This is a genomic window from Micromonospora cabrerizensis, assembly GCF_022230955.1.
GTDB classification, from domain to species: Bacteria; Actinomycetota; Actinomycetes; order Mycobacteriales; family Micromonosporaceae; genus Micromonospora; species Micromonospora cabrerizensis.
This window is the reverse complement of record NZ_JAKKFI010000054.1, coordinates 13,182-32,728: the sequence shown is the minus strand read 5'-3', so window position 1 is coordinate 32,728 and position 19,547 is coordinate 13,182. Positions and strand designations below refer to the sequence as shown.

General features: G+C 72.7%; 13 protein-coding genes. 2 read left to right on the top strand and 11 right to left on the bottom strand.

Annotation, left to right across the window (positions count from 1 at the left end; all coding sequences use genetic code 11):
• Positions 1–6: 6 nt before the first annotated feature.
• From LADH09A_RS10995 to LADH09A_RS10945, 11 genes are all read right to left on the bottom strand, one after another.
• Positions 7–1,311, bottom strand: coding sequence for a TrpB-like pyridoxal phosphate-dependent enzyme (locus LADH09A_RS10995; RefSeq protein ID WP_238644779.1), 1,305 nt, complete (start codon positions 1,309–1,311; stop codon positions 7–9).
• Between the two features lie 21 nt (positions 1,312–1,332).
• On the bottom strand, positions 1,333–2,553 hold the full coding sequence (locus LADH09A_RS10990; protein WP_238644778.1) for an MFS transporter: 1,221 nt from the start codon (positions 2,551–2,553) through the stop codon (positions 1,333–1,335).
• Positions 2,544–3,779 carry an ATP-grasp domain-containing protein gene (locus LADH09A_RS10985; RefSeq protein ID WP_238644777.1) on the bottom strand — a complete coding sequence of 412 codons (1,236 nt, stop codon included), beginning with the start codon at positions 3,777–3,779 and terminating at the stop codon, positions 2,544–2,546. The genes LADH09A_RS10990 and LADH09A_RS10985 overlap by 10 nt, the downstream gene beginning before the upstream one ends.
• Positions 3,776–4,555 carry a B3/B4 domain-containing protein gene (locus LADH09A_RS10980; protein WP_238644776.1) on the bottom strand — a complete coding sequence of 260 codons (780 nt, stop codon included), beginning with the start codon at positions 4,553–4,555 and terminating at the stop codon, positions 3,776–3,778. The genes LADH09A_RS10985 and LADH09A_RS10980 overlap by 4 nt, the downstream gene beginning before the upstream one ends.
• Positions 4,552–5,841: an MFS transporter gene (locus LADH09A_RS10975; RefSeq protein WP_238644775.1), complete on the bottom strand. Its 1,290-nt coding sequence runs from the start codon at positions 5,839–5,841 to the stop codon at positions 4,552–4,554. Before LADH09A_RS10975 ends, LADH09A_RS10980 begins: the two co-directional genes overlap by 4 nt.
• A complete protein-coding gene (locus LADH09A_RS10970; protein ID WP_238644774.1) occupies positions 5,841–7,130 on the bottom strand; it encodes an amidohydrolase family protein in 1,290 nt (429 codons plus the stop codon). Before LADH09A_RS10970 ends, LADH09A_RS10975 begins: the two co-directional genes overlap by 1 nt.
• A gap of 50 nt (positions 7,131–7,180) precedes the next feature.
• The gene (locus tag LADH09A_RS10965; RefSeq protein ID WP_238644773.1) at positions 7,181–7,825 is read right to left on the bottom strand and encodes a type 2 periplasmic-binding domain-containing protein; all 645 of its coding nucleotides are present in this window, start codon (positions 7,823–7,825) and stop codon (positions 7,181–7,183) included.
• Positions 7,809–9,233, bottom strand: coding sequence for a phenylacetate--CoA ligase family protein (locus tag LADH09A_RS10960; RefSeq protein ID WP_238644772.1), 1,425 nt, complete (start codon positions 9,231–9,233; stop codon positions 7,809–7,811). The genes LADH09A_RS10965 and LADH09A_RS10960 overlap by 17 nt, the downstream gene beginning before the upstream one ends.
• Positions 9,234–9,294: 61 nt before the next feature.
• Positions 9,295–10,005: an SDR family NAD(P)-dependent oxidoreductase gene (locus LADH09A_RS10955; protein ID WP_238644771.1), complete on the bottom strand. Its 711-nt coding sequence runs from the start codon at positions 10,003–10,005 to the stop codon at positions 9,295–9,297.
• Positions 10,002–10,613, bottom strand: a complete 612-nt coding sequence (locus LADH09A_RS10950) for an anthranilate synthase component II (RefSeq protein ID WP_238644770.1) — start codon at positions 10,611–10,613, stop codon at positions 10,002–10,004. Before LADH09A_RS10950 ends, LADH09A_RS10955 begins: the two co-directional genes overlap by 4 nt.
• Positions 10,610–12,076: an anthranilate synthase component I family protein gene (locus LADH09A_RS10945; protein ID WP_238644769.1), complete on the bottom strand. Its 1,467-nt coding sequence runs from the start codon at positions 12,074–12,076 to the stop codon at positions 10,610–10,612. Before LADH09A_RS10945 ends, LADH09A_RS10950 begins: the two co-directional genes overlap by 4 nt.
• 368 nt (positions 12,077–12,444) lie before the next feature.
• Between LADH09A_RS10945 and pdxR the strand changes: the two genes are divergently transcribed.
• Both pdxR and LADH09A_RS10935 read left to right on the top strand, forming a co-directional pair.
• Positions 12,445–13,911, top strand: a complete 1,467-nt coding sequence (gene pdxR, locus LADH09A_RS10940) for a MocR-like pyridoxine biosynthesis transcription factor PdxR (RefSeq protein ID WP_238644768.1) — start codon at positions 12,445–12,447, stop codon at positions 13,909–13,911.
• Between the two features lie 190 nt (positions 13,912–14,101).
• Positions 14,102–19,504 (top strand): ATP-binding protein, encoded by a 5,403-nt coding sequence (locus LADH09A_RS10935; protein WP_308194530.1) that lies wholly within the window; start codon positions 14,102–14,104, stop codon positions 19,502–19,504.
• The last annotated feature ends 43 nt before the right edge of the window (positions 19,505–19,547 follow it).

Below are 19,547 nucleotides of genomic sequence, written 5' to 3'. Positions count from 1 at the left end.
GCGAGGTCAGTCCGTCAGCTTGCCGGCGAAGTAGTCGATGTAGGCCTGCATGTCGAAGTGGCCGTGCCCGGACAGGGAGAAGACGATCGCCTTCGACTCGCCCGTCTCCCGGCAGTGGATCGCCTCGTCCACCGCCACCCGGACCGCGTGGGTGGACTCCGGCGCCGGCACGATCCCCTCGCTGCGGGCGAACAGCACGCCCGCCTCGAAGCAGGCGGTCTGTGGCACCGCCCGTGCCTCGATCAGGTCGATCTCCCGCAGCGCGCTCACGATCGGCGCCATGCCGTGGTAGCGCAGCCCGCCGGCGTGGATCGCCGGCGGGTGGAAGTCGTGGCCCAGGGTGTGCATCTTGGTCAGTGGGGTCAGCCCGGCGGTGTCGCCGAAGTCGTAGTCGTAACTGCCCTGGGTCAGCGACGGGCAGGAGGCCGGCTCCGCCGCGATGAACCGCACCGTCGGGCCGCCGCCCCACTGTCGGCGCAGGATCGGCAGGGCCAGCCCGGCGAAGTTGGACCCGCCGCCGGCCGCGCCGATGACGATGTCCGGGTAGTCGTCGGCCATCGCCAACTGGAGCAGCGCCTCCTGGCCGATGATCGTCTGGTGCATCAGCACCAGGTTGAGCACCGAACCGAGGGCGTACTTGGCGGCGCCGCCGCTGTGCATGGCCGCCTCCACCGCCTCGGAGATGGCCAGGCCGAGGCTGCCGCTGGACTCCGGGTCGGCGGCGAGGGCCGCCCGTCCCGCCCCGGTGCGGTCGCTCGGGCTCGCGGTGACCGACGCCCCGAACGTCTCCATCAGACCCCGCCGGTACGGCTTCTGGTCGTAGCTGACCCGCACCATGAAGACCTCACAGTCGAGGCCGAAGTATGCGCAGGCCATCGACAGCGAGCTGCCCCACTGGCCGGCGCCGGTCTCCGTGGTCAGCCGCCGCACGCCGTCCTGCTTGCTGTAGTACGCCTGCGGAACGGCGGTGTTCGGTTTGTGGCTGCCGGCCGGGCTGACCCCCTCGTACTTGAAGTAGATCCGGGCCGGCGTGCCGAGGGCCTGCTCCAGGCGGCGGGCCCGCACGAGCGGGCTGGGCCGCCACTGCCGGTAGATGTCGAGCACCGGCCCGGGGATGTCCACCTCCCGCTCGGTGGAGAACTCCTGCTCGATCATGCCGCTGGCGAAGAGCGGTTCGAGGTCGGCTGGCGTGATCGGTTCGCGGGTGCCGGGGTGGAGCATCGGGGGCAGGCCCTTGGGCAGATCGGGGACCACGTTGTACCAGGTCGTCGGGATCTCACTGTCGGGCAGCACGAACTTCGTGGCGGTCATGGCCTCTTCCAGGGGTGGGTGTCAGGGACTGGCGGTGGCCGGCTCGGCGGGTGTCGGCACGGGCCGGGCAGCCGGTCGGATCCGCAACACTGCGAACGCGACCACGCCGACCACCGGGGTCAGAAGGAGCAGGAGGAGGACGGGGCGGTGCCCACCGGCCTGCCAGACGAAGCCGAGACCCATCGGCACGACCAGGCGGGCGGAGCTGAGCACGAAACCGTTCAGCGCCATGAAGCTGCCGACCCGGTGCTCCTGGACGTGGTCGGCGATGTAGGTCGGAATCACCACCGAGGCGATGATCTCCCCGAGGGTCCAGACCACTGTGGAGAGCAGCACGGCGGGCAGCGAGAACGCGAACACCAGGATGGCCATCCCGGTCGACCAGAGCAGGCCCGCCGTGATCAGCAGGGCCCGGGTCGAGTACGCCTTCATCCGCTTCTCGATCAGCAGGCTGGCACTGACCACGACCACGCTGTTGATGGTGTAGACGGCACCGACCACCGCCACCGACGAGTGCAGCACCGTGGTGACCGCGAGGGGCAGCGTGTATTCCAGGCCGATCAGCGGCGCGACGAAACAGATCGAGACCACCACCAGCACCGCCACGTCGAGGTCCCGCAGCAGGCTGGCCCGACGGGTGGTGCCGGCCGGCCGGGCCGCCGGCACCCGCCGGGTGTCCGCCGGCACGAAGAGCCAGATGGTGGCCGCCGCCAGCAGACCGAGCAGGATGTTGCCGGCGAACATCAGCTGGTAGGAGTAGGCCGCCGCGAACCCGCCGAGCAGCGGGCCGACGCCCATGCCGAGATTGTTGGCGAGGTAGCTGACCGTGTACGCGAAGGGGCGCTGCTCGGGTTGGGTCAGGTCGGCGATCAGCGTGTTCGCCGCCGGGGCGAACATCCCCATCCCGACCAGCGCGACGAAGAGCAGCACCGCGTACGTCCAGGTCGGGCCGTTGAGCAGGGCGAGGCCCAGGTAGCCGACCGCGTTGAGCAGCAGGCTCGTCACCAGCGCGGCGCGCCGGCCGGCCCGGGCGCAGACCGGGCCGCTGAGCAGGCTGCCGGCCAGCAGGCCGGTGCTGCCCACCGAGATCAGCACACCCGCCTCGCCGGTGCTGAGGTGCCGGCTCTGCACCAGGTAGACCGCGAGCAGCGGGAAGACGAACATCCCGGCCCGGTTGATGAAGGAGGCGTAGACCAGCATCCGCAGGGGTCGCGGCAGGGCCCGGAACCGGCTCAGCCACATGACGGGTCACCGGCTGGCTCGGTGAGCACCTCGAAGGCGTCCCGGATGACCTTGAACCGGGCGCGGACGTCGTCGAAGTCGCGGCCCTCGCAGACGTACCAGCCGAGCACGTCGTTGGAGGCGGTCGGCTCGGCGAGCACGTCCCCCACGGTCTTCCACACGTCCGCGTCGAGCACCGAGTCGAGCGCCCGCAGCTCCTGGGCGGTGGTGATCGCGGTGATCCGGCCGTACCGGTCGGAGCACAGGTACTCGGTGCCGATTTCCGGGCCGAGGCTGGCCGCCGGGACGTGCCCCGGGTCCAGCTCCAGCCGGCACCACTCCCCCGCCAGGTTGATGCCCCGCCCGGCCTGGATGGCGGGGACGATCGAGCCGCCGCCGGCCCGGGCGGCCGCCTCGCCGAAGATCAGCTCGCCGTCGTCGCGGAGGAAGAACTCCACGTGCGCCACCCCGGTACGCATCCCGAAGCCGCGCAGCACGGTGGCGCTGGCGGTCAGGATGCGCCGCTCCGCCGGGGTCAGGTCGTGCTTGCGGGAGACCGTCCCGCCGGGCTCGTCGCGGAACTCCAGCACCGAGTACGTGTAGCGGGACAGCTGCTCGAAGACCACCTCGCCGTCGCGCAGCAGCGAGTCGACGTGGTACTCGGCGCCCCGGACGTACTCCTCCACCCGGTAGTCGTGCCGGTCGTCGGCGATCAGCGGCCAGACCCGGGTCAGGTCCTCGGCGGAGTCCACCCGGTGGGTGTCGCCGCAGGCCCAGCCGGCGTACGGCTTGACGACCACCGGCCAGCCCACCTCGGCGGCGAACTCGGCGACCGCGCCCACCGTCTCGGGGCGGCACGAGCGGGCCACCGGCACGCCCAGCTCGACGGCCCGGCGGTGCATCACGTTCTTGTCCCGGAAGGCCAGCGCCTCCTCCGGGTCCAGCCCTGCGATGCCGTGGTCGCGGCGGCAGCGCGCGGCGGTGAGCACGTCGCCCTCGAAGAGCGGGAAGATGCGCTGCACCGGGTGCGCGGCGAGGATCGTCGTGACCGCCGAGCGGACGGCCTCGGAGTCGTCGAGGTCGGCGTGGTAGCAGGGCAGACCGGCGGCTTCGGCGGCCGGTTGCCCGGTCGGCAGCAGCACGACGGTGGCCACGCCCAGCTCGGTGGCGGCGGCGAGCACGCTGCGGAACTGGGCCGCGTACCGGCCGGCCGCCGGTCGGTAGATCACCAGGATCGCGCGGTTCACGAGCGGCTCCCATGGTCGCTGCCGACCGGGCCCGCAACACGCAGGACGGCGCTGGTCGTCGTGGCGTCGAGCACCGCCTCCTGCCGCGGGGCGGCGGACAGCTCGTCGAGGGCGGCGGCGAGCCGGGCCAGCGCGGCCGTCACGTCGACCCGGCCGCCGGGGTGGGCCGACTCGACGGTGAGCAGCAGGCGGTGCCGGCCCAAATCGGTGCGGACCAGGTGGCCCTGCCGCCAGTTCCAGCGCCGCGAGTGGGCCCGCCCGTCGGCGTCGGCGTAGACGACCTCGCCCGGCTCGGGCTGTTCCGGCGCCTCGGGCGCGCCGAGCGGCAGGTAGATCTCGGTGCCGTCGGCCGGCCGGACGACGAGGTCGGCGAGGCCGTCGACCGCGCACGAGGCCACCGGCAGCGCCGCACCGAGCGACACCGCGTTGCAGAGGTCCACCAGGGCGTTGATCCGGGGCAGTCGGTCACCCTTGGCGACCCGCCGGGCGATGGACTCGGCGGCGCACGGGAACCGGTTGGGGTTGACCCCCACCGCGCGGTACGCCTCCCGCCACGCGGCGATGCCCGGCAGTTCCGCCACCGCTGCCTTGTCCAGGGCTGCCTCGTGCAGCGCGTCCTCGGCGGCGGTCAGCAGCGCCGACACGGCGGGCGGCGCCGGGGCGACCTCGACCGCCGGTATGGCGATCACGCCGAGCACGTAGTTCGGCACTGCGGTCAGCACCCGGTCGTCGATGCGTACGGTGAGGGTGTCCACACCGTCGCTGAGCTGGGTCATCGTGATCCTCGCGTGGTTCGGGTCCGATTGTCGGACCGACCGTACGCAGCCTCACGACCACCGGGTGTGGCCAATCCGGGGTGATCCGGTGAGGCCAATCCGGCGCTCGGTGCCTGGTCGGCGCGACGCTCGGCACGATCCCGGGCACCGAGCAGCGTGGTGCCCAGGGCCAGCAGGCAGAGTGCCGCGCCGACCGGCCCGAGCAGGTCGAGGGCGTCCGTGCCGCCGTGTCGCAGCAGCCGGTTGCCGAGGAAGCCGCCGAGGGCGATGCCCACGAACGTGGCCGACGAGTTGAGGGAGAGCAGCAACGGCCCGGAACTGGGCGCGACCGTGAAGAGCCGGTGCTGCTGGGCGGGCTGGGTGGCCATCGCGGTGACGCCCCAGGCGGCCATGGCCAGCGCGGCCGGCAGCAGCGCCTGCCGGGTCAGCGGCAGCGTGACCAGCACCAGGGCCAGCCCGGTGACCGAGACCAGCAGCACCGGCACGCCGCCCCACCGGTCGGTGGCCCGTCCGCCGAGCACGGTGCCGGCGACCGCCGGCACACCGAAGACCAGCAACAGCACCGCCAGCAGGGTTCCGTCGCCCTCGGTGGCCGGGGCGAGCAGCGCCCCGACGTACGTCAGCGCGAGGTAGCCGCCGGTCATGAAGAGCGCGGTGGTGAGCACGGCCAACCCGACCCGGCGGTCACGTGCCGGGGCGAGCCGGATGGCCAGCGACGGGCCGGGCGGCAGGGCCAGCCTCGGCAGGCCGACGGTCACCGCGACCGCGCAGGCGGCGCCGATGGCGGCCAGCAGCCAGAAGGTGGCGCGCCACTGGAGGTCGGCGGCGAGCCAGGTGCCGAACGGCACCCCGGCCACGGTGGCCGCGGAGAGGCCGCCGAGCACGACCGCCATGGCCCGGCCGCGTCGTTCCGGCGGGGCCATGGCGGCCGCCGAGGCGGTGGCGGCGGGGATGTAGAGCGCGGCGCTGACCGCCGTGAGGACACGGGCCGCCAGCAGCAGCGGCAGGTCGGGCGCCAGCGCGGAGGCGACGTTGCCCACGGTGAACCCAACCAGCGAGACCACCAGCACGGTACGCCGCTCCAGCCGGCCGGTCAGGGCGCCGAGCACCGGGGCGGCCACCGCGTACGCCAGGGCGAAGACGGCGCTCACCCAGCCGGCGGAGGCGACGCTGACGCGCAGCGTACGGGCCACCTCGGGGAGCACACCGGCAACGACGAAGGTGTCGGTGCCGATGGCGAAGGCGCCCACGGCCAGCAGCGGGACGACCGGCACGCTGCGGCGCATCACGCCACTCCCGCCGGCTGCCCGGCACGGTAACGGCTGGCGTCCCCGGCGACCACCCGACCGCCGAGCAGCACCAGCTCGATCGCCTCCGGTCGGCCCAGCACGGTGATGTCCTCGGCCGGGTCCCCGTCGGTGACCACCAGGTCGGCCAGCCGCCCCGGCTGCACCGTGCCCGCGTCGTCGCCCCGACCGGCCAACCGCGCGCCGTTGGCGGTGGCCCAGGTCAGCACCACCGGGGCGGGAATGCCGGCCATGGTCACGTACGTCTCCAGCTCCTCGGCGTAGCGGCCGTGCGGGGTCCACGCGAAGCCGAAGTCGTCGCCGGCAACGATCGGGATGCCCATCTGCACCATCAGCGGCAGGATGCGCAGGGTGTTCTCGACCTCGGCCTGGAATTCGAGGGTCTCCAGGTATTCCGGGGTCTTGCCGTACCGGGTGCCGGTGGTCAGCAGCCGGTGCGGCTGGTGCAGGCTCGGCACCACGAAGATGCCCCGCTCGGCGATCGCCTCCAGGGCCGCGTCGTCGGCGTACGTGGCGTGGTCGATCACGTCGACGCCGGCGGCGATGGCGTTGCGGATGCCGCCCAGCCCCCGCGAGTGCGCCCGGATCCGGACGCCCCGCTCGTGCGCCGCCCGGGCCGCGATCACCAGCTCCTCGGCGGTGAAGAGCAGCTCGTGCGATCGACCGTTGGGGAAGGTGTCATCGCCGGTGGAGAAGACCTTGATGATCTCCGCGCCCTGCGCGACCTCGGTGTCGACGTACTCGATCAGCTCTTCCGGGGTGTCGGCCAGCCGCATCAGGTCGCTCGGGATGCGTTGCTTGACGGCCGGGTTGCGGCGCTCCGGCGGGCCGGACACCATCAGGTCCCGGCTGCACGGGGTGATCCGGGGGCCGGGCAGCCGACCGGCGTCGATCGCCCGGCGCAGGGCCATGTCGATGCCGGAGACCGAGCCGGCCCCGACGAAGGCGGTGTAGCCCAGCCGGAGCATGTCGGCGGCGTTGGCGGCGGCGCCGAGGGTGACCTCCGGGATCGTGTACTTGAAGAGCATCTCCCGACCGTCGAGCACGTTCAGGTACGCGATGTGGGTGTGGCCCAGCGTCATGCCCGGCATGACCGTCCGGCCGTCGAGGTCGAGGACGTCCACGTCCGGGTCGTGCAGCGGGGCCTGCGCCTCGGGCAGGACCGCGACGATCCGCTCGCCGTCGAGCAGGACGCTGTGGCGCGCTCGGGAGGCCACCCCCAGTCCTTCCTGGACCGTGGCGCGGTGCAGCAACGTTCGTCGGGACACGACGATCACTCCGGTTCTCTCGGTGTCGGGGCAGGAGAGCCGACGGTGGCTCAGCGGCGGCCGAACAGGGTCCACACGATCTCGGCGCCCGGGCGGCGGGCCACCCACCGCAACGCGTGGCGGTGGACCCCGGGCGCGTTGGTCACCGCCAGGTCGGCGCCGCCGGCGGCGACGATCTCGGCGGCGTGCTGGGTGGAGTCGGCGTCGACCCACCGCATCGGGCGGTCCCGCAGGGCGGGTGGCGCCAGGTCGGCGAAGAGCCGCCGGACCTCCCAGAGCGCGGCCACCGCGAGCTGACCGGCGGCCGGCTCGCGGTCCGGGTCGGCCGCGATGCCGTACTCCGGGGTGGCCTGCGCGAAGTACGCGTCCAGCCGCAGGTCGCGGTGCCAGTGGAAGCGCGTGAGCCCCTGGTAGGCGCTCGGCACGAGGGCCTGGTCGACCCGGCGGTCCACCAACGCCGCGAGCACCGCGTCGAAGGTGTCGGACAGCTCCACGCGCAGCCCGTGCCGCTCGGCGAGGAAGGCCGCCGTCAGGTGGCTGGACGTCCCGGCCGGGCCGAGGGTGGCCAACGTGGTGCCGGGCCGGCTCGCCCACCGGTCCACCACGGCGCGCCACCGCTGCCCGTACGCCTCGGCGAGCGGGCCGGGCAGCGCCGGCACCCACTCGTCGGCGGCCGTCTCAGGTGGTGTAGCCACGGTTGCCCGCCATCCGCTGCGCCACCCGGGTCTCGTGGTCGACCTCGACCCGCCGGTCGACGATCCGGGCGGCCTTCCAACTCACGAAGGCGCCGGTGCTCACGATCGGGTCGAGCCCGTCGGTCAGCTCCACCTCGACCGGTACGCCGAGCGCGGCGGCGGCCCGTTGCCGGACCCCGTCGGCAACCCCGGCGGGGTCGTCGACGAGGTCCTTGAGCAGTTCCAGGCGGACCGTCAGCCGGTCGCCGCCGCTGCCCGGGTCGTGGTCGATCACCACCTGGTACCCGCCCGAGCCGACGACCCCGGCCAGGACGGCCATCTCGATCTGCCCGGCGGTGAGGCGTCGACCGCCCAGCTCGATCCGGTCCAGGGTGCGGCCGACGATCTGCACCAGGTCGCCGGGCATCTCGCAGTCGCAGTCCGACGACTCGATGATCACCGCGTCGCCCGTGCGGTAACGGACCAGCGGCTTCACCCCGTCGACCAGCATGGTGACGGTGAGTTCCCCGCTGCCGCGCGAGCCGTGTGACACCCCGGTCTCCGGGTCCACCACCTCGACGAGGTAGTTGGTCTGGGAGAGGTGCATCCGCTTGTTGCGGCAGGCGGTGGCGATGACGAACGCCTCCTGCGAGCCGTACAGGATGTTGTAGACGTCCGCGCCCCAGACGGACTCCAGGTTTCGGGCCAGCGCCGGGGTGCACATCTCGCCGGTGACGAAGAGCAGCTTGACGGCGAAGTCCTCGCGCAGCCGGTAGCCGTAGTGCTCGGCCGCCTTGGCGAGCATCATGGCCACGCCCGGCGTGCAGCAGACGACCTCCAGCTCAAGGTCCTTCATGAGTTGCAACGCCTTGGCGAACCCGATCACCGGCGAGTACGGCCAGATCTTCGCGTTCAGCGAGCCGACGTTGCGCGCGACGTCACCGAGGGTGTCGCCGAAGGAGTGCACCTCGGTCGGCCCCATCAGACCGATCCGGGGCGCGTGGTCGCCGAAGTGGTGCCGGAAGATCGACGCCCAGGACTCGGTGACGTGGGCGTTGCTGGCCACCACCTCCCGGCCGTCGCGGGGGCACGGGGTCGCCCGGCCGGTCGTGCCGGTCGTCTCGTAGAAGAAGACCCCCTCGGTCAGCGGCCGGCTCAGCACGTCGAGCATCTCCTGGCGCAGGTGCGTCTTCGTGGTGAAGGGCAGCCGGTCGAGGGTCGCCGGGGTGATCGTGGCGAGGTCGACGTCGGCCAGGTGACGGGCGTAGAACGGCGAGCCGGTGGACACCTGGTCGAGCACCGTGCGCAACTGTCGTGCCCGCCAGGCCTCCAGGTCGGCGTGATCGAGGGTGCGGTCGTAGAAGGCCTGGTGCAGGGCCAGGTAGTCGGCGGCGAAGTCCGCCGCCGGGCCGGTGGTCGGAAGCCACATGGTCGGATCCTCTCCAGGGGTGAGCCGGCTGCGGTGCTGTCGCGGTCGGCCGTGGCGCAGGTCAGTGCAGGCCACCGTTGACGTCCAGTACCGAGGCGGTGACGTAGCTGCTCTCCGGGCCCGCCAACCAGGCGACGGCCGCGGCGATCTCGGCCGGCGAGCCGAACCGGCCGACCGGGATCCGGGCCCGGTAGTCGTCCCGGCGCTCGACCGGGATCCGGGCGGCCATCGGGGTGTCGACCAGGCCGGGAGCGACCGCGTTGACCCGGATGCGGTGCTCGGCGAGCGCCCGGCCGAGGCTGCGGGTGAGCGCGATGCACGCACCCTTCGACGCCCCGTACGCCGCGTCCGGGCTGCCGGACTGCCCGCTGATCGAGGCCACGTTGACCACCGTGCCGGGCCGGCCGGCGTCGACCAGGGCACGGGCGAACGCCTGGGTGCAGAAGAACGCGGCGCCCAGGTTGACGTCGAGCACCTGCGCGTACGTCTTCGGGTCGTAGTCGAGGAAGTCCCGGGCGTGGTAGACGCCGGCGTTGTTCACCAGCACCGTGGGCAGCCCGTGTCGCTCGTGGATCCGCGCGAAGAGCTGCTCCACCTGCTCCGGCACGGCCACGTCGGCGACCAGCGAGGCGTACGCCGCCGGGTCGCCGGCCGGGTCGACGTCGACGCCGAGCACCCGGTGCCCGGACGCGGTCAGCGCGACGGTCACGGCCCGGCCGATGCCGCCCGCCGCGCCGGTGACCACGGCGAGCGGGATGGACTGGTCGGTCATGGCGATCCCACCGCCCCGGCACCGGCGGTCGGCAGTGCCACCGACGCGCGGCCCAGGAAGTTGTCGAACAGGCGCAGCCCGTCCTCGGTGAGGACGCTCTCCGGGTGGAACTGCACCCCCTCCACCGGCAGGGTGAGGTGTCGTACCCCCATCACGTAGCCGTCGTCGGACGAGCGCGCGGTGATCTCCAGAGCCGGCGGGGCCGGCTCGGCGACGATGAGCGAGTGGTAGCGGGTGACGGTGAGCGGGGCGGGCGCGCCGGCGAAGACACCTCGGCCGTCGTGGGTGACCACGCTGGTCTTGCCGTGCATCAGGTGCCGGGCGACGGCGATCGTGCCGCCGTAGGCGAGGCCGATCGCCTGGTGGCCGAGGCAGACGCCGAGCAGCGGCACCTGGCCGGCGAAGGCGTGCACCAGCTCCACGTGCCCGGACTCGGCGGGGTGCCCCGGCCCGGGGCCGAGCACCACCGCGTCGGGCCGCAGGGCGGCGAGCTGCTGGCTGGACCGCGACCGGGAACGGACCACCACGGTCCGCGCGCCGAGGGTCCGCAGGTACTGGTCGATGATGTGGGTGAAACTGTCGTACGCGTCGACGAGCAGGACCTTCACGGCAGCAGCTCCGTACCGGTCAGGGCCCAGAAGGTGGCGCTCATCTTGGCCAGCGTCTCCCGCCACTCGGCGCCGGGTGTGGAGTCGGCCACGACCCCGGCGGAGGCCTGGGTGCGGTAGCGGCGACCGTCGTGCACGGCGGTGCGGATGCAGAGCGCCAGCACCGCGTACCCGCGGACGTCGACCAGGCCGATCGAGCCGGCGTAGACGCCCCGGGGCTCGTCCTCCAACCCGTCGATGATCTCCATGGACCGCAGCTTCGGCGCGCCGGTCATGGTGCCGGCCGGGAAGGCGGCGCAGATCGCCGCCCAGACGTCGGCGTCGTCGGCGAGCTGCCCGGAGACGGTGGACACCAGGTGGTGCACGTACGCGAACGGCTCGACGTCGAACATCGCGTCCACGCTGAGCGTGCCCGGCACGCAGACCCGACCGATGTCGTTGCGGCAGAGGTCGACCAGCATGACGTGCTCGGCCCGTTCCTTCTCGCTGGCCGTCAGCTCGGCCACCAGCCGGCGGTCGGTCTCCGGGTCGGCGCTGCGGGCGGCGGTGCCCGCGATGGGGCGCATGGACAGCCGGCCCTGCTCGACGCGGAGGAACAGCTCGGGGCTCGCCCCGATGACGGTGCCGCCGGCCCAGGGCGTCAGGTACATGTACGGCGACGGGTTGCGGTGCCGCAGCCGCCGGTAGACCTCCAGCGGGGTGAGAGCCGTCTCCACGTCGATCCGGTGGCCGATCTGGATCTGGTAGCTGTCCCCCACCTCGATGTGCCGCAGGCACTGCTTGACCCGGGCGGCGAACGTCTCCTCGTCGACGTTGTCCCGCACCAGGCTGGGCGGTGGGGCGACCGGCACCGCGGCGTGGTCGTCGGGCAGGCCGGCGAGAAGCTCCGGCAGCCGGGGCGCGCCGCTGTCCGGAGGCAGGTGCGGGCCGCCGGCGGTCAGCTGCCGCACGGTGCCGGCGCGCAGGTCCCACCAGACGGTGTGCCGGAACAGCACGAGGGTGCAGCGCGGGATGTCGTCGACCACCCGGTCGACGGAGAGCTCGTCCATGTCCCGCGCGGCCTCGTACGCCAGGGTGGTGAGGAAGCCGAAGGCGAAGCTGTCGGCGGGGGCGGTGGTCCGCACCGCGAACGCCCGCTGCACGGCCCGGACCGCCGACCACACCTCGGGTGGCCCGGAGACCGTCCAGACCCGCTCCGGCGCGCGGTGCCGGACCGGTTCGCCCAGGACCGCGGTGAGCACGGCCGCCAGGGCGTCGCCCAGCGGACCGTCGCAGATCACCTCAAGCCGGTCGGCGATGAACCGCAACTCGGCGAGGGCGTCCCAGCCGACTGCCGCCGCATAGCGGTCCTGAGCCGGGCCGTCTAGGCTTTCGAAGAGATACAGATCGTCGTGCGGACGACATTCGGAGAGTGCCGTGTAGAGCGACAACGGATCGATTGCCGACAGTGTGACGGACGTCACTTCTATTGGAATTGAGTTGGCCAGTGGCGTAGGTCGCATCGCCACAGAATGCGACCGAATGGGCCACGTGGCGGTCTTGGTTGACAATGAGGACACTGCGAAACCCCCTCTGAGCAGCCCGATTTCCGCGCCACCGTTGGCGCTGACCCCACCGCGTGACACGGCAGATCGGACTTTCCCCCCCGCACAAAAGGACTCACACGACCGCCCTCGCGCCGGCACCAGGGACGTTAGTGAGGTCCATATTGGACAACTCGGAACGTACACCCTGATTTGCCGACCGCTGGGCGGTTGCGCGCCCGGCCAACACTTTCCTCAAGCACAGATCGCGCTGTCCATACCACTTCGACTACGCCGGAGCGGACCACTTGTTGTTGAATCTAAACCTGTCAATAGATGGTGAGTCGCGGGAAACGCTGGCGGTGCAGCTCCGTAACGCATTTCGTACGCAGATCGAGGAGGGCGCACTGCGTCCCGGCACCCGGCTGCCGTCGAGCCGGCAGCTCGCCGCCGACCTCGGCGTGTCCCGCAGTGTGGTCGTCGAGGCGTACGAGCAGCTCTGCGCCGAGGGCTACTTCGTCTCCCAGCACGGCTCGGGCACCTCGGTGGCGGCGGCGGCACGCGACGACATCGGCTCGGCGCTCACGCCGGGCGACCGCGCACCGACGGCGGCGCTCTGGGACCTGCGCACCGGCGGCCTGCACGCCTCCACCTTTCCCGGCCAGGACTGGATCCGGGCGGTCAGCGCGGTGGTCACCTCGGCCGGCCTCCGCGAGCTGGGCTACGCCCCGCCGTCCGGCCTGCCGGTCGTCCGGCACACCCTCGCCGGCTACCTCGGCCGGGTGCGCGGCGTGCGCACCCGACCCGACCACCTCATGATCACGTCCGGCTTCGCCCAGGGGCTCGCGCTGCTCTGCCGGGAGCTGCGCGACCGGGGCCACGACACGGTCGGCGTGGAGGACCCGGGTCACCCGGGCGAGTGGGAGTTCATCGCGGACGCCGGCCTGCGTCCGGTGGGCCTCCCGGTCGACGCCGACGGCATCCGGGTCGACGCGCTGGCCGCGAGCGGGGTCCGTGCCGTGCTCGTCACCCCGGCCAGCCAGTTCCCGACCGGGGCCCCACTCAGCGCGCAACGCCGGGAGCAGCTCGTCGCCTGGGCCGAGTCGGTCGACGGCTACATCGTCGAGGACGACTTCGACGCCGCCTTCGTCGCCCCGGCGCAGCGGATGCCGGCGTTGCAGAGCCTCGCCCCGAACCGGGTGATCTACGCCGGCAGCGCCAGCAAGGTGCTCGCCCCGGCGCTCCGCCTCGGGTGGCTGGCCACCCCGCCCACACTGACCGCGCCGATCGAGCGCCTGCGCGCCGGCTGGGACCTCGGCTGCTCCGGCCTGGAGCAGCTCGCCTTCGCCCGGCTCATCGACACCGGGGCGTTCGACCGGCACCTGCGGCGACTCACCGCCGACATCCAGAAACGCCGTCAGGTGGTCCACCAGTTCGCCGCCCGCGAGCTGCCCGGCGCCACCCTGCTGAGCGGGCACGGCGGGTTGCAGGCGTACCTGGAACTACCCGCGCGGTGCGCCGAGGAGGCGCTGGTGCAGGCCGCCCGACGCCGCTCGGTCCTGGTCCGGGGTGGCCGCTTCTACGCCCTGCGAGCCGACGACCGACCGCCGGCACTGGTCGTCGGCTACGCCGGGTTGCGCGGCACCGAGCTGGGCCGCGCACTGGCCGGGATCGCCGGGGCGTACCGGGAGACGATGGGCCGCACCGGGCCCAGAGCCCTCCGGGTGACTCCGACGGCCGAACCGAGCGGCACGGGGGTCCGCGGTGGACGGTGAGCGCGTCCGGTGACCCCTGTCGTGCCGGCGGCGTCACCCTGGGCGGGCTCGCGTCCCAGGCCAAGCTAGGGGTGTCGGCTGCTCCCACGGGCGCGTTACGGTCCGGCCGTGCCCGTACCGCGATGCGCGCGCGGGTCACTTGAGAATCGTCGTCTGTCGAAGCGTCAGGCGTCGGGGGAGGGGTCGACCGGTGTTCAGGCGTATCGCGATCATCAATCGGGGAGAAGCCGCGATGCGGCTGATCCATGCCGTACGGGATCTGTCGGCGGAGTCGGGTGACCACGTCGAGACGGTCGCCCTGTTCACCGACGAGGACCGGACGGCGACATTCGTCCGGGCGGCCGACCTGACGTATCCACTGGGCGCCGCGGCCACCCGCCCCTACCTCAACCACGAGCTGCTGGAACGCGCCCTTGTCGAGACCGGCGCCGACGCGGCCTGGGTCGGCTGGGGATTCGTCGCCGAGGATCCGGCGTTCGCCGAGCTGTGCGAGCGGATCGGGGTCGCGTTCGTGGGGCCGAGCGCGGAGGCCATGCGCCAGCTCGGCGACAAGATCGGCTCGAAGCTGATCGCCGAGGAGGTCGGTGTCCCGGTCGCCCCGTGGAGCCGGGGCGAGGTGGCAACCCTTCCGGACGCTCTCCGCGCCGGCGACCAGATCGGCTACCCGCTGATGCTCAAGGCGACCGCCGGCGGTGGTGGGCGTGGCATCCGGCGGGTCGACTCGCCGGCGGACCTCACCGACGCCTACGAGCGCACCAGCCAGGAGGCGCTGCGCGCCTTCGGCTCCGGCGTCGTCTTCCTGGAACGCCTGGTGACCGGCGCCCGGCACGTCGAGGTGCAGATGATCGCCGACGGGCAGGGTGGCGCCTGGGCGCTCGGGGTGCGGGACTGCTCGGTCCAGCGCCGCAACCAGAAGATCATCGAGGAGTCCGCGTCGCCGGTGCTGACGGCGGAACAGGTCGCCGAGGTGAAGGGCGCCGCGGTGCGACTCGCACTGGCGGTCGGTTACCGGGGCGCCGGCACTGTCGAGTTCCTGTACCACCCGGCCCAGAAGCTGTTCGCGTTCCTGGAGGTCAACACGCGGCTCCAGGTCGAGCACCCGATCACCGAGATCACCACCGGCACCGACCTGGTCAAACTCCAACTGCACGTGGCCGGCGGTGGCCGCCTCGACGGCCCCGCGCCGGTGGAGGCGGGTCACGCGGTGGAGGCCCGACTCAACGCCGAGGACCCGGACCGCGACTTCGCGCCCTCCCCCGGCCGGATCGTCCGGCTCGCGCTGCCGGCCGGCCCGGGCATCCGGGTCGACACCGGTGTCAGTGAGGGCGACAGCATCCCGGCGGCCTTCGACTCGATGATCGCCAAGATCATCGCCTACGGTCGGGACCGCGACGAGGCGCTCGGTCGCCTGCGTCGGGCCATGGCCGAGACCACGGTCATCATCGAGGGTGGCACCACCAACAAGAGCTTCGTGCTGGACCTGCTCGACCAGTCCGAGGTGATCGACGGCTCCGCCGACACCGGCTGGATCGACCGGGTTCGCTCCGAGGGTCGCCTCGTCACCCACCGGCACTCCGCGATCGCCCTCGCCGCGGCCGCCATCGAGGCCTACCAGGACGAGGAGGAGATCAGCCGGCAGCGCCTGTTCACCACCGCGCACGGCGGCCGCCCCCAGGTGCGCCACGAGACCGGCCGCCCGCTCGACCTGAAACTGCGCGGCGTCTCCTACCGGGTGGCCGTGTCCCGCGTGAGCCGCCGGTGTTTCCGGATCGGCCTGTCGGCCGGTGGCGACGTCCACCGCGTGGACGTGGAGATGGAACGGTTCGACGCGCACCGCGGGCAGATGCTGGTCAACGGGCACCGCTTCCGGTTGGTGACCGCGACCCACGGTCCGATCCACACGATCGAGGTCGACGGCGTCACCCACCGGGTCAGCCGGGACGAGGGCGGCGTGGTCCGCTCCCCCGCGCCGGCCCTCGTCGTCGCGACTCCCCTCGCCGTCGGCGACGAGGTCGAGGCCGGCGCGCCGATCCTGGTGCTGGAGAGCATGAAGATGGAGAACGTGCTCCGGGCCCCGTTCCGAGCCCGCGTGCGCGAGTGCCCCGTCGCGGTCGGCAGCCAGGTCGAGACCGGCAGCCCCCTGATGCGCCTCGAGCCCCTGGCCGACACCACCGCCGAGGAGACGCCGAGTTCGACCGAGGGCGTCGAGATCGACCTGCCGGTGGCACCGGCCGGGCCGTCGGCGGAGCAGGCCCTGGACGATCTGCGCGCGCTGCTGCTCGGCTACGACGTCGCCCCGGGCGAAGTCGGGCGCTGCCCAGCCGTGCGTACCGGGTCGCCCGCCGGTCACCTCGACCTTCTGACGATCTTCGCGAACCTGGCGGAGCTGGCCCGCAACAAGCCGCGTCGGACCGCCGACGCCCAGCCGGGCAGCGCCGTGCACACACCGCGCGAGTTCCTCCACAGCTACCTGCAGAGCCTCGACGCCGAACGGGCCGGCGTCTCCCCCGGGTTCGTGGCACGCCTGGAACGGGTCCTCGCCCACTACGGCGTGACCGGGCTCGACCGCACACCGCACCTGGAGGACGCCGTCTTCCGGATCTTCCTGGCCCAGCAACGGATGGCCGCCGCGACGCCGGTCGTCTCCGAGGTGCTGCGCCAACTGCTCGCCGGGCCGGCACCCGTCGGCGACCTGCGCGAACCCGCCGGTGTCGTCCTGGAGCGCCTGATCGAGGCGACCCAGGTCCGCTTCCCGGTGATCGCCGATCTGGCGCGCGGCCTGGTCTTCCGCTGGTACGCCCAACCCCTGCTGCGCCGCACCCGCGCCGAGGTCTACGCCGAGGTCCGCGCCGACCTGCGCCACCTCGATGCGCACCCGGACGCCCCGGACCGGGCCGACCGCATCCAGCGCATGGTCTCCTGCCGACAACCCCTCGTGCGGATCATCGGCCAGCGCATCCGACGCCCCGGCCACACCGAGCACGGGCCCCTGCTGGAGGTGCTCACCCGCCGCTACTACGGCAACCGGGGCCTGACCGCGGTGACCGCACGGGACGGGTTCGTCACCGCCGAGCACGGCACGACCCACATCGTGGCGGGCGCCACCGACATCGTCCGACTCGCCGGCACCCTCACCGCGCTCGCGGAGCTGGCCGCCGACGCCCCGGCCCCGCTGGTCGCCGACCTCTACGTCGCCGTGCAGGACCAGCCCGACGACGACGCCGTCGCGGAACGGCTCGGTGAGCTGTTCGCGGCACACCCGCTGCCGTCGACCGTCCAGCGGGTCACCGCGACCGTCGCCAGCTCCAGCGGCGGGGTCATGCACCACTACTTCACCTTCCGGCCCGGCGAGGCGGGCTTCACCGAGGACCGGCTGATCCGTGGGCTGCACCCGCAGATCGCCCAGCGCCTGCAACTGGAACGCCTACGCGAGTTCGACCTGACCCGGCTGGCCTCGGCCGACGAGGAGATCTACCTCTTCAAGGCCGTGGCGCGCAGCAACCCCGCCGACGAGCGGCTCATCGCCATGGGCCAGATCCGCGACCTGACCCCGCTGCGGGAGACCGACGGGCGACTGGTCGCGCTGCCCGCCCTGGAGGAGGCCACCACCCTGGCCCTGGACGCGATCCGCGACATCCAGGCCCGGCGACCGCAGGACAAGCGGTTCGACACCAACCGGATCCTGATGTACGTCTGGCCGCCCACCAACCTGTCGCTCGACGAGCTGAACGCGCTGGTCCAGAGGATCCTGCCCACCTCGGCCGGCGCGGGCCTGGAAGAGGTGCAGTTCATCGCCCGGCAGCCGCACTCGGCCGGGGACGTGGCGGTGACGATCAGCCTGGACCCGGGCAACGACGCCCGCCTGAACGTGGGCGCGCCGTCCACCGAGCTGGTACGACCACTCGACGACTACCGGCAGAAGGTGCTGCGTGCCGCGCGTCGGGGCACCACCTACCCGTACGAGCTGACCGGGCTGCTGGGCCGCTTCACCGAGTACGACCTCGACCCGTCCGGGACGCTCGTGCCAGTCGAACGGCCGAAGGGGCAGAACTCGGCGGCCATCGTGGCCGGCGTGGTGACCATGCCGACCGAGCGTTACCCGGAGGGCGTCACCCGGGTGGTGCTGCTCGGCGACCCGACCAAGGCGCTGGGCGCGCTCTCCGAACCCGAGTGCGCGCGCGTCATCGCCGCCCTCGACCTGGCCGAGACCATGCGGGTGCCGCTGGAGTGGTTCGCGCTGTCGGCGGGCGCCCGCATCTCGATGAGTTCCGGGACCGAGAACATGGACTGGGTCGCCGCGGCCCTCAAGCGCGTCGTGACGTTCACCCAGGCCGGCGGTGAGATCAACATCGTGGTGGCCGGCATCAACGTGGGCGCGCAGCCGTACTGGAACGCCGAGGCCACGATGCTCATGCACACCAGGGGCATCCTGGTGATGACGCCGGACTCGGCGATGGTGCTCACCGGCAAGCACTCGTTGGACTTCTCCGGTGGCGTGTCGGCCGAGGACAACTTCGGCATCGGCGGCTACGACCGGGTCATGGGGCCCAACGGGCAGGCACAGTACTGGGCACCCAGCCTGCCGGCGGCACGGGACGTGCTGATGGCCCACTACGACCACACCTACGTCGTACCCGGGGAGACCGGACCTCGGCGGGCCGACACCGACGACCCGGTCGACCGGGACGTCTCCGACTACCCGCACCTGGTCGACGGCAGCGACTTCACGACCGTCGGGCAGATCTTCTCGGCGAGCCACAACCCGGACCGCAAGAAGGCCTTCGACATCCGTACGGTCATGCGCGCCCTGTCCGACCAGGACCACCCGGTGCTCGAACGCTGGGCCGGGATGGCCGACGCCGACACGTCGGTGGTCCAGGACGCCCACGTCGGCGGCTATCCGGTCTGCCTGATCGGCATCGAGTCGCGCCCGGTCCCCCGGCGCGGGTTCCCACCCACCGACGGGCCGGACACCTACACGGCGGGCACCCTGTTCCCCCGCTCGTCGAAGAAGACGGCACGGGCGATCAACGCGGCCTCCGGCAACCGGCCGCTCGTCGTCCTGGCGAACCTGTCCGGCTTCGACGGCTCCCCCGAGTCGATGCGCCACCTCCAGCTGGAGTACGGCGCCGAGATCGGCCGGGCGATCGTCAACTTCGAGGGTCCGATCGTCTTCACGGTGATCTCCCGCTATCACGGCGGCGCGTTCGTGGTCTTCTCCAAGGCCCTCAACCCGAACATGTCCGTGCTCGCGCTGGAGGGGTCGTTCGCCTCGGTGCTCGGGGGTGCCCCGGCCGCGGCCGTCGTCTTCTCCGGTGAGGTCACCAACCGCACCGCGAAGGACCCCCGCGTCGCGGAGCTGCACGCGCAGGTCGCGGGCGCGACCGGCGCGGAGCGCGCGGCCCTCACCGTCCTGCTTGCCGAGGTGCGCTCGTCGGTCCGCGCGGAGAAGCTGGGCGAGGTGGCCGCGGAGTTCGACCGGGTGCACAGCATCCAGCGAGCCGTCCAGGTCGGCTCGGTCGACGCCATCGTCAGCACGGCCGAGCTGCGGCCCCGCATCATCGAGGCGATCGAGCACGGCCTGAAGAGGTGACGCCCTCCCCACCCCGGCGTCGGGGTGCTAGGGGTCTGTGTCG

Bases quoted from the DNA above. Each gene is read 5' to 3' on its own strand.
- LADH09A_RS10995 (WP_238644779.1), bottom strand. From the start codon at position 1,311: ATGACCGCCACGAAGTTCGTGCTGCCCGACAGTGAGATCCCGACGACC.
- LADH09A_RS10990 (WP_238644778.1), bottom strand. From the start codon at position 2,553: ATGTGGCTGAGCCGGTTCCGGGCCCTGCCGCGACCCCTGCGGATGCTG.
- LADH09A_RS10980 (WP_238644776.1), bottom strand. From the start codon at position 4,555: ATGACCCAGCTCAGCGACGGTGTGGACACCCTCACCGTACGCATCGAC.
- LADH09A_RS10975 (WP_238644775.1), bottom strand. From the start codon at position 5,841: ATGCGCCGCAGCGTGCCGGTCGTCCCGCTGCTGGCCGTGGGCGCCTTC.
- LADH09A_RS10960 (WP_238644772.1), bottom strand. From the start codon at position 9,233: ATGTGGCTTCCGACCACCGGCCCGGCGGCGGACTTCGCCGCCGACTAC.
- LADH09A_RS10955 (WP_238644771.1), bottom strand. From the start codon at position 10,005: ATGACCGACCAGTCCATCCCGCTCGCCGTGGTCACCGGCGCGGCGGGC.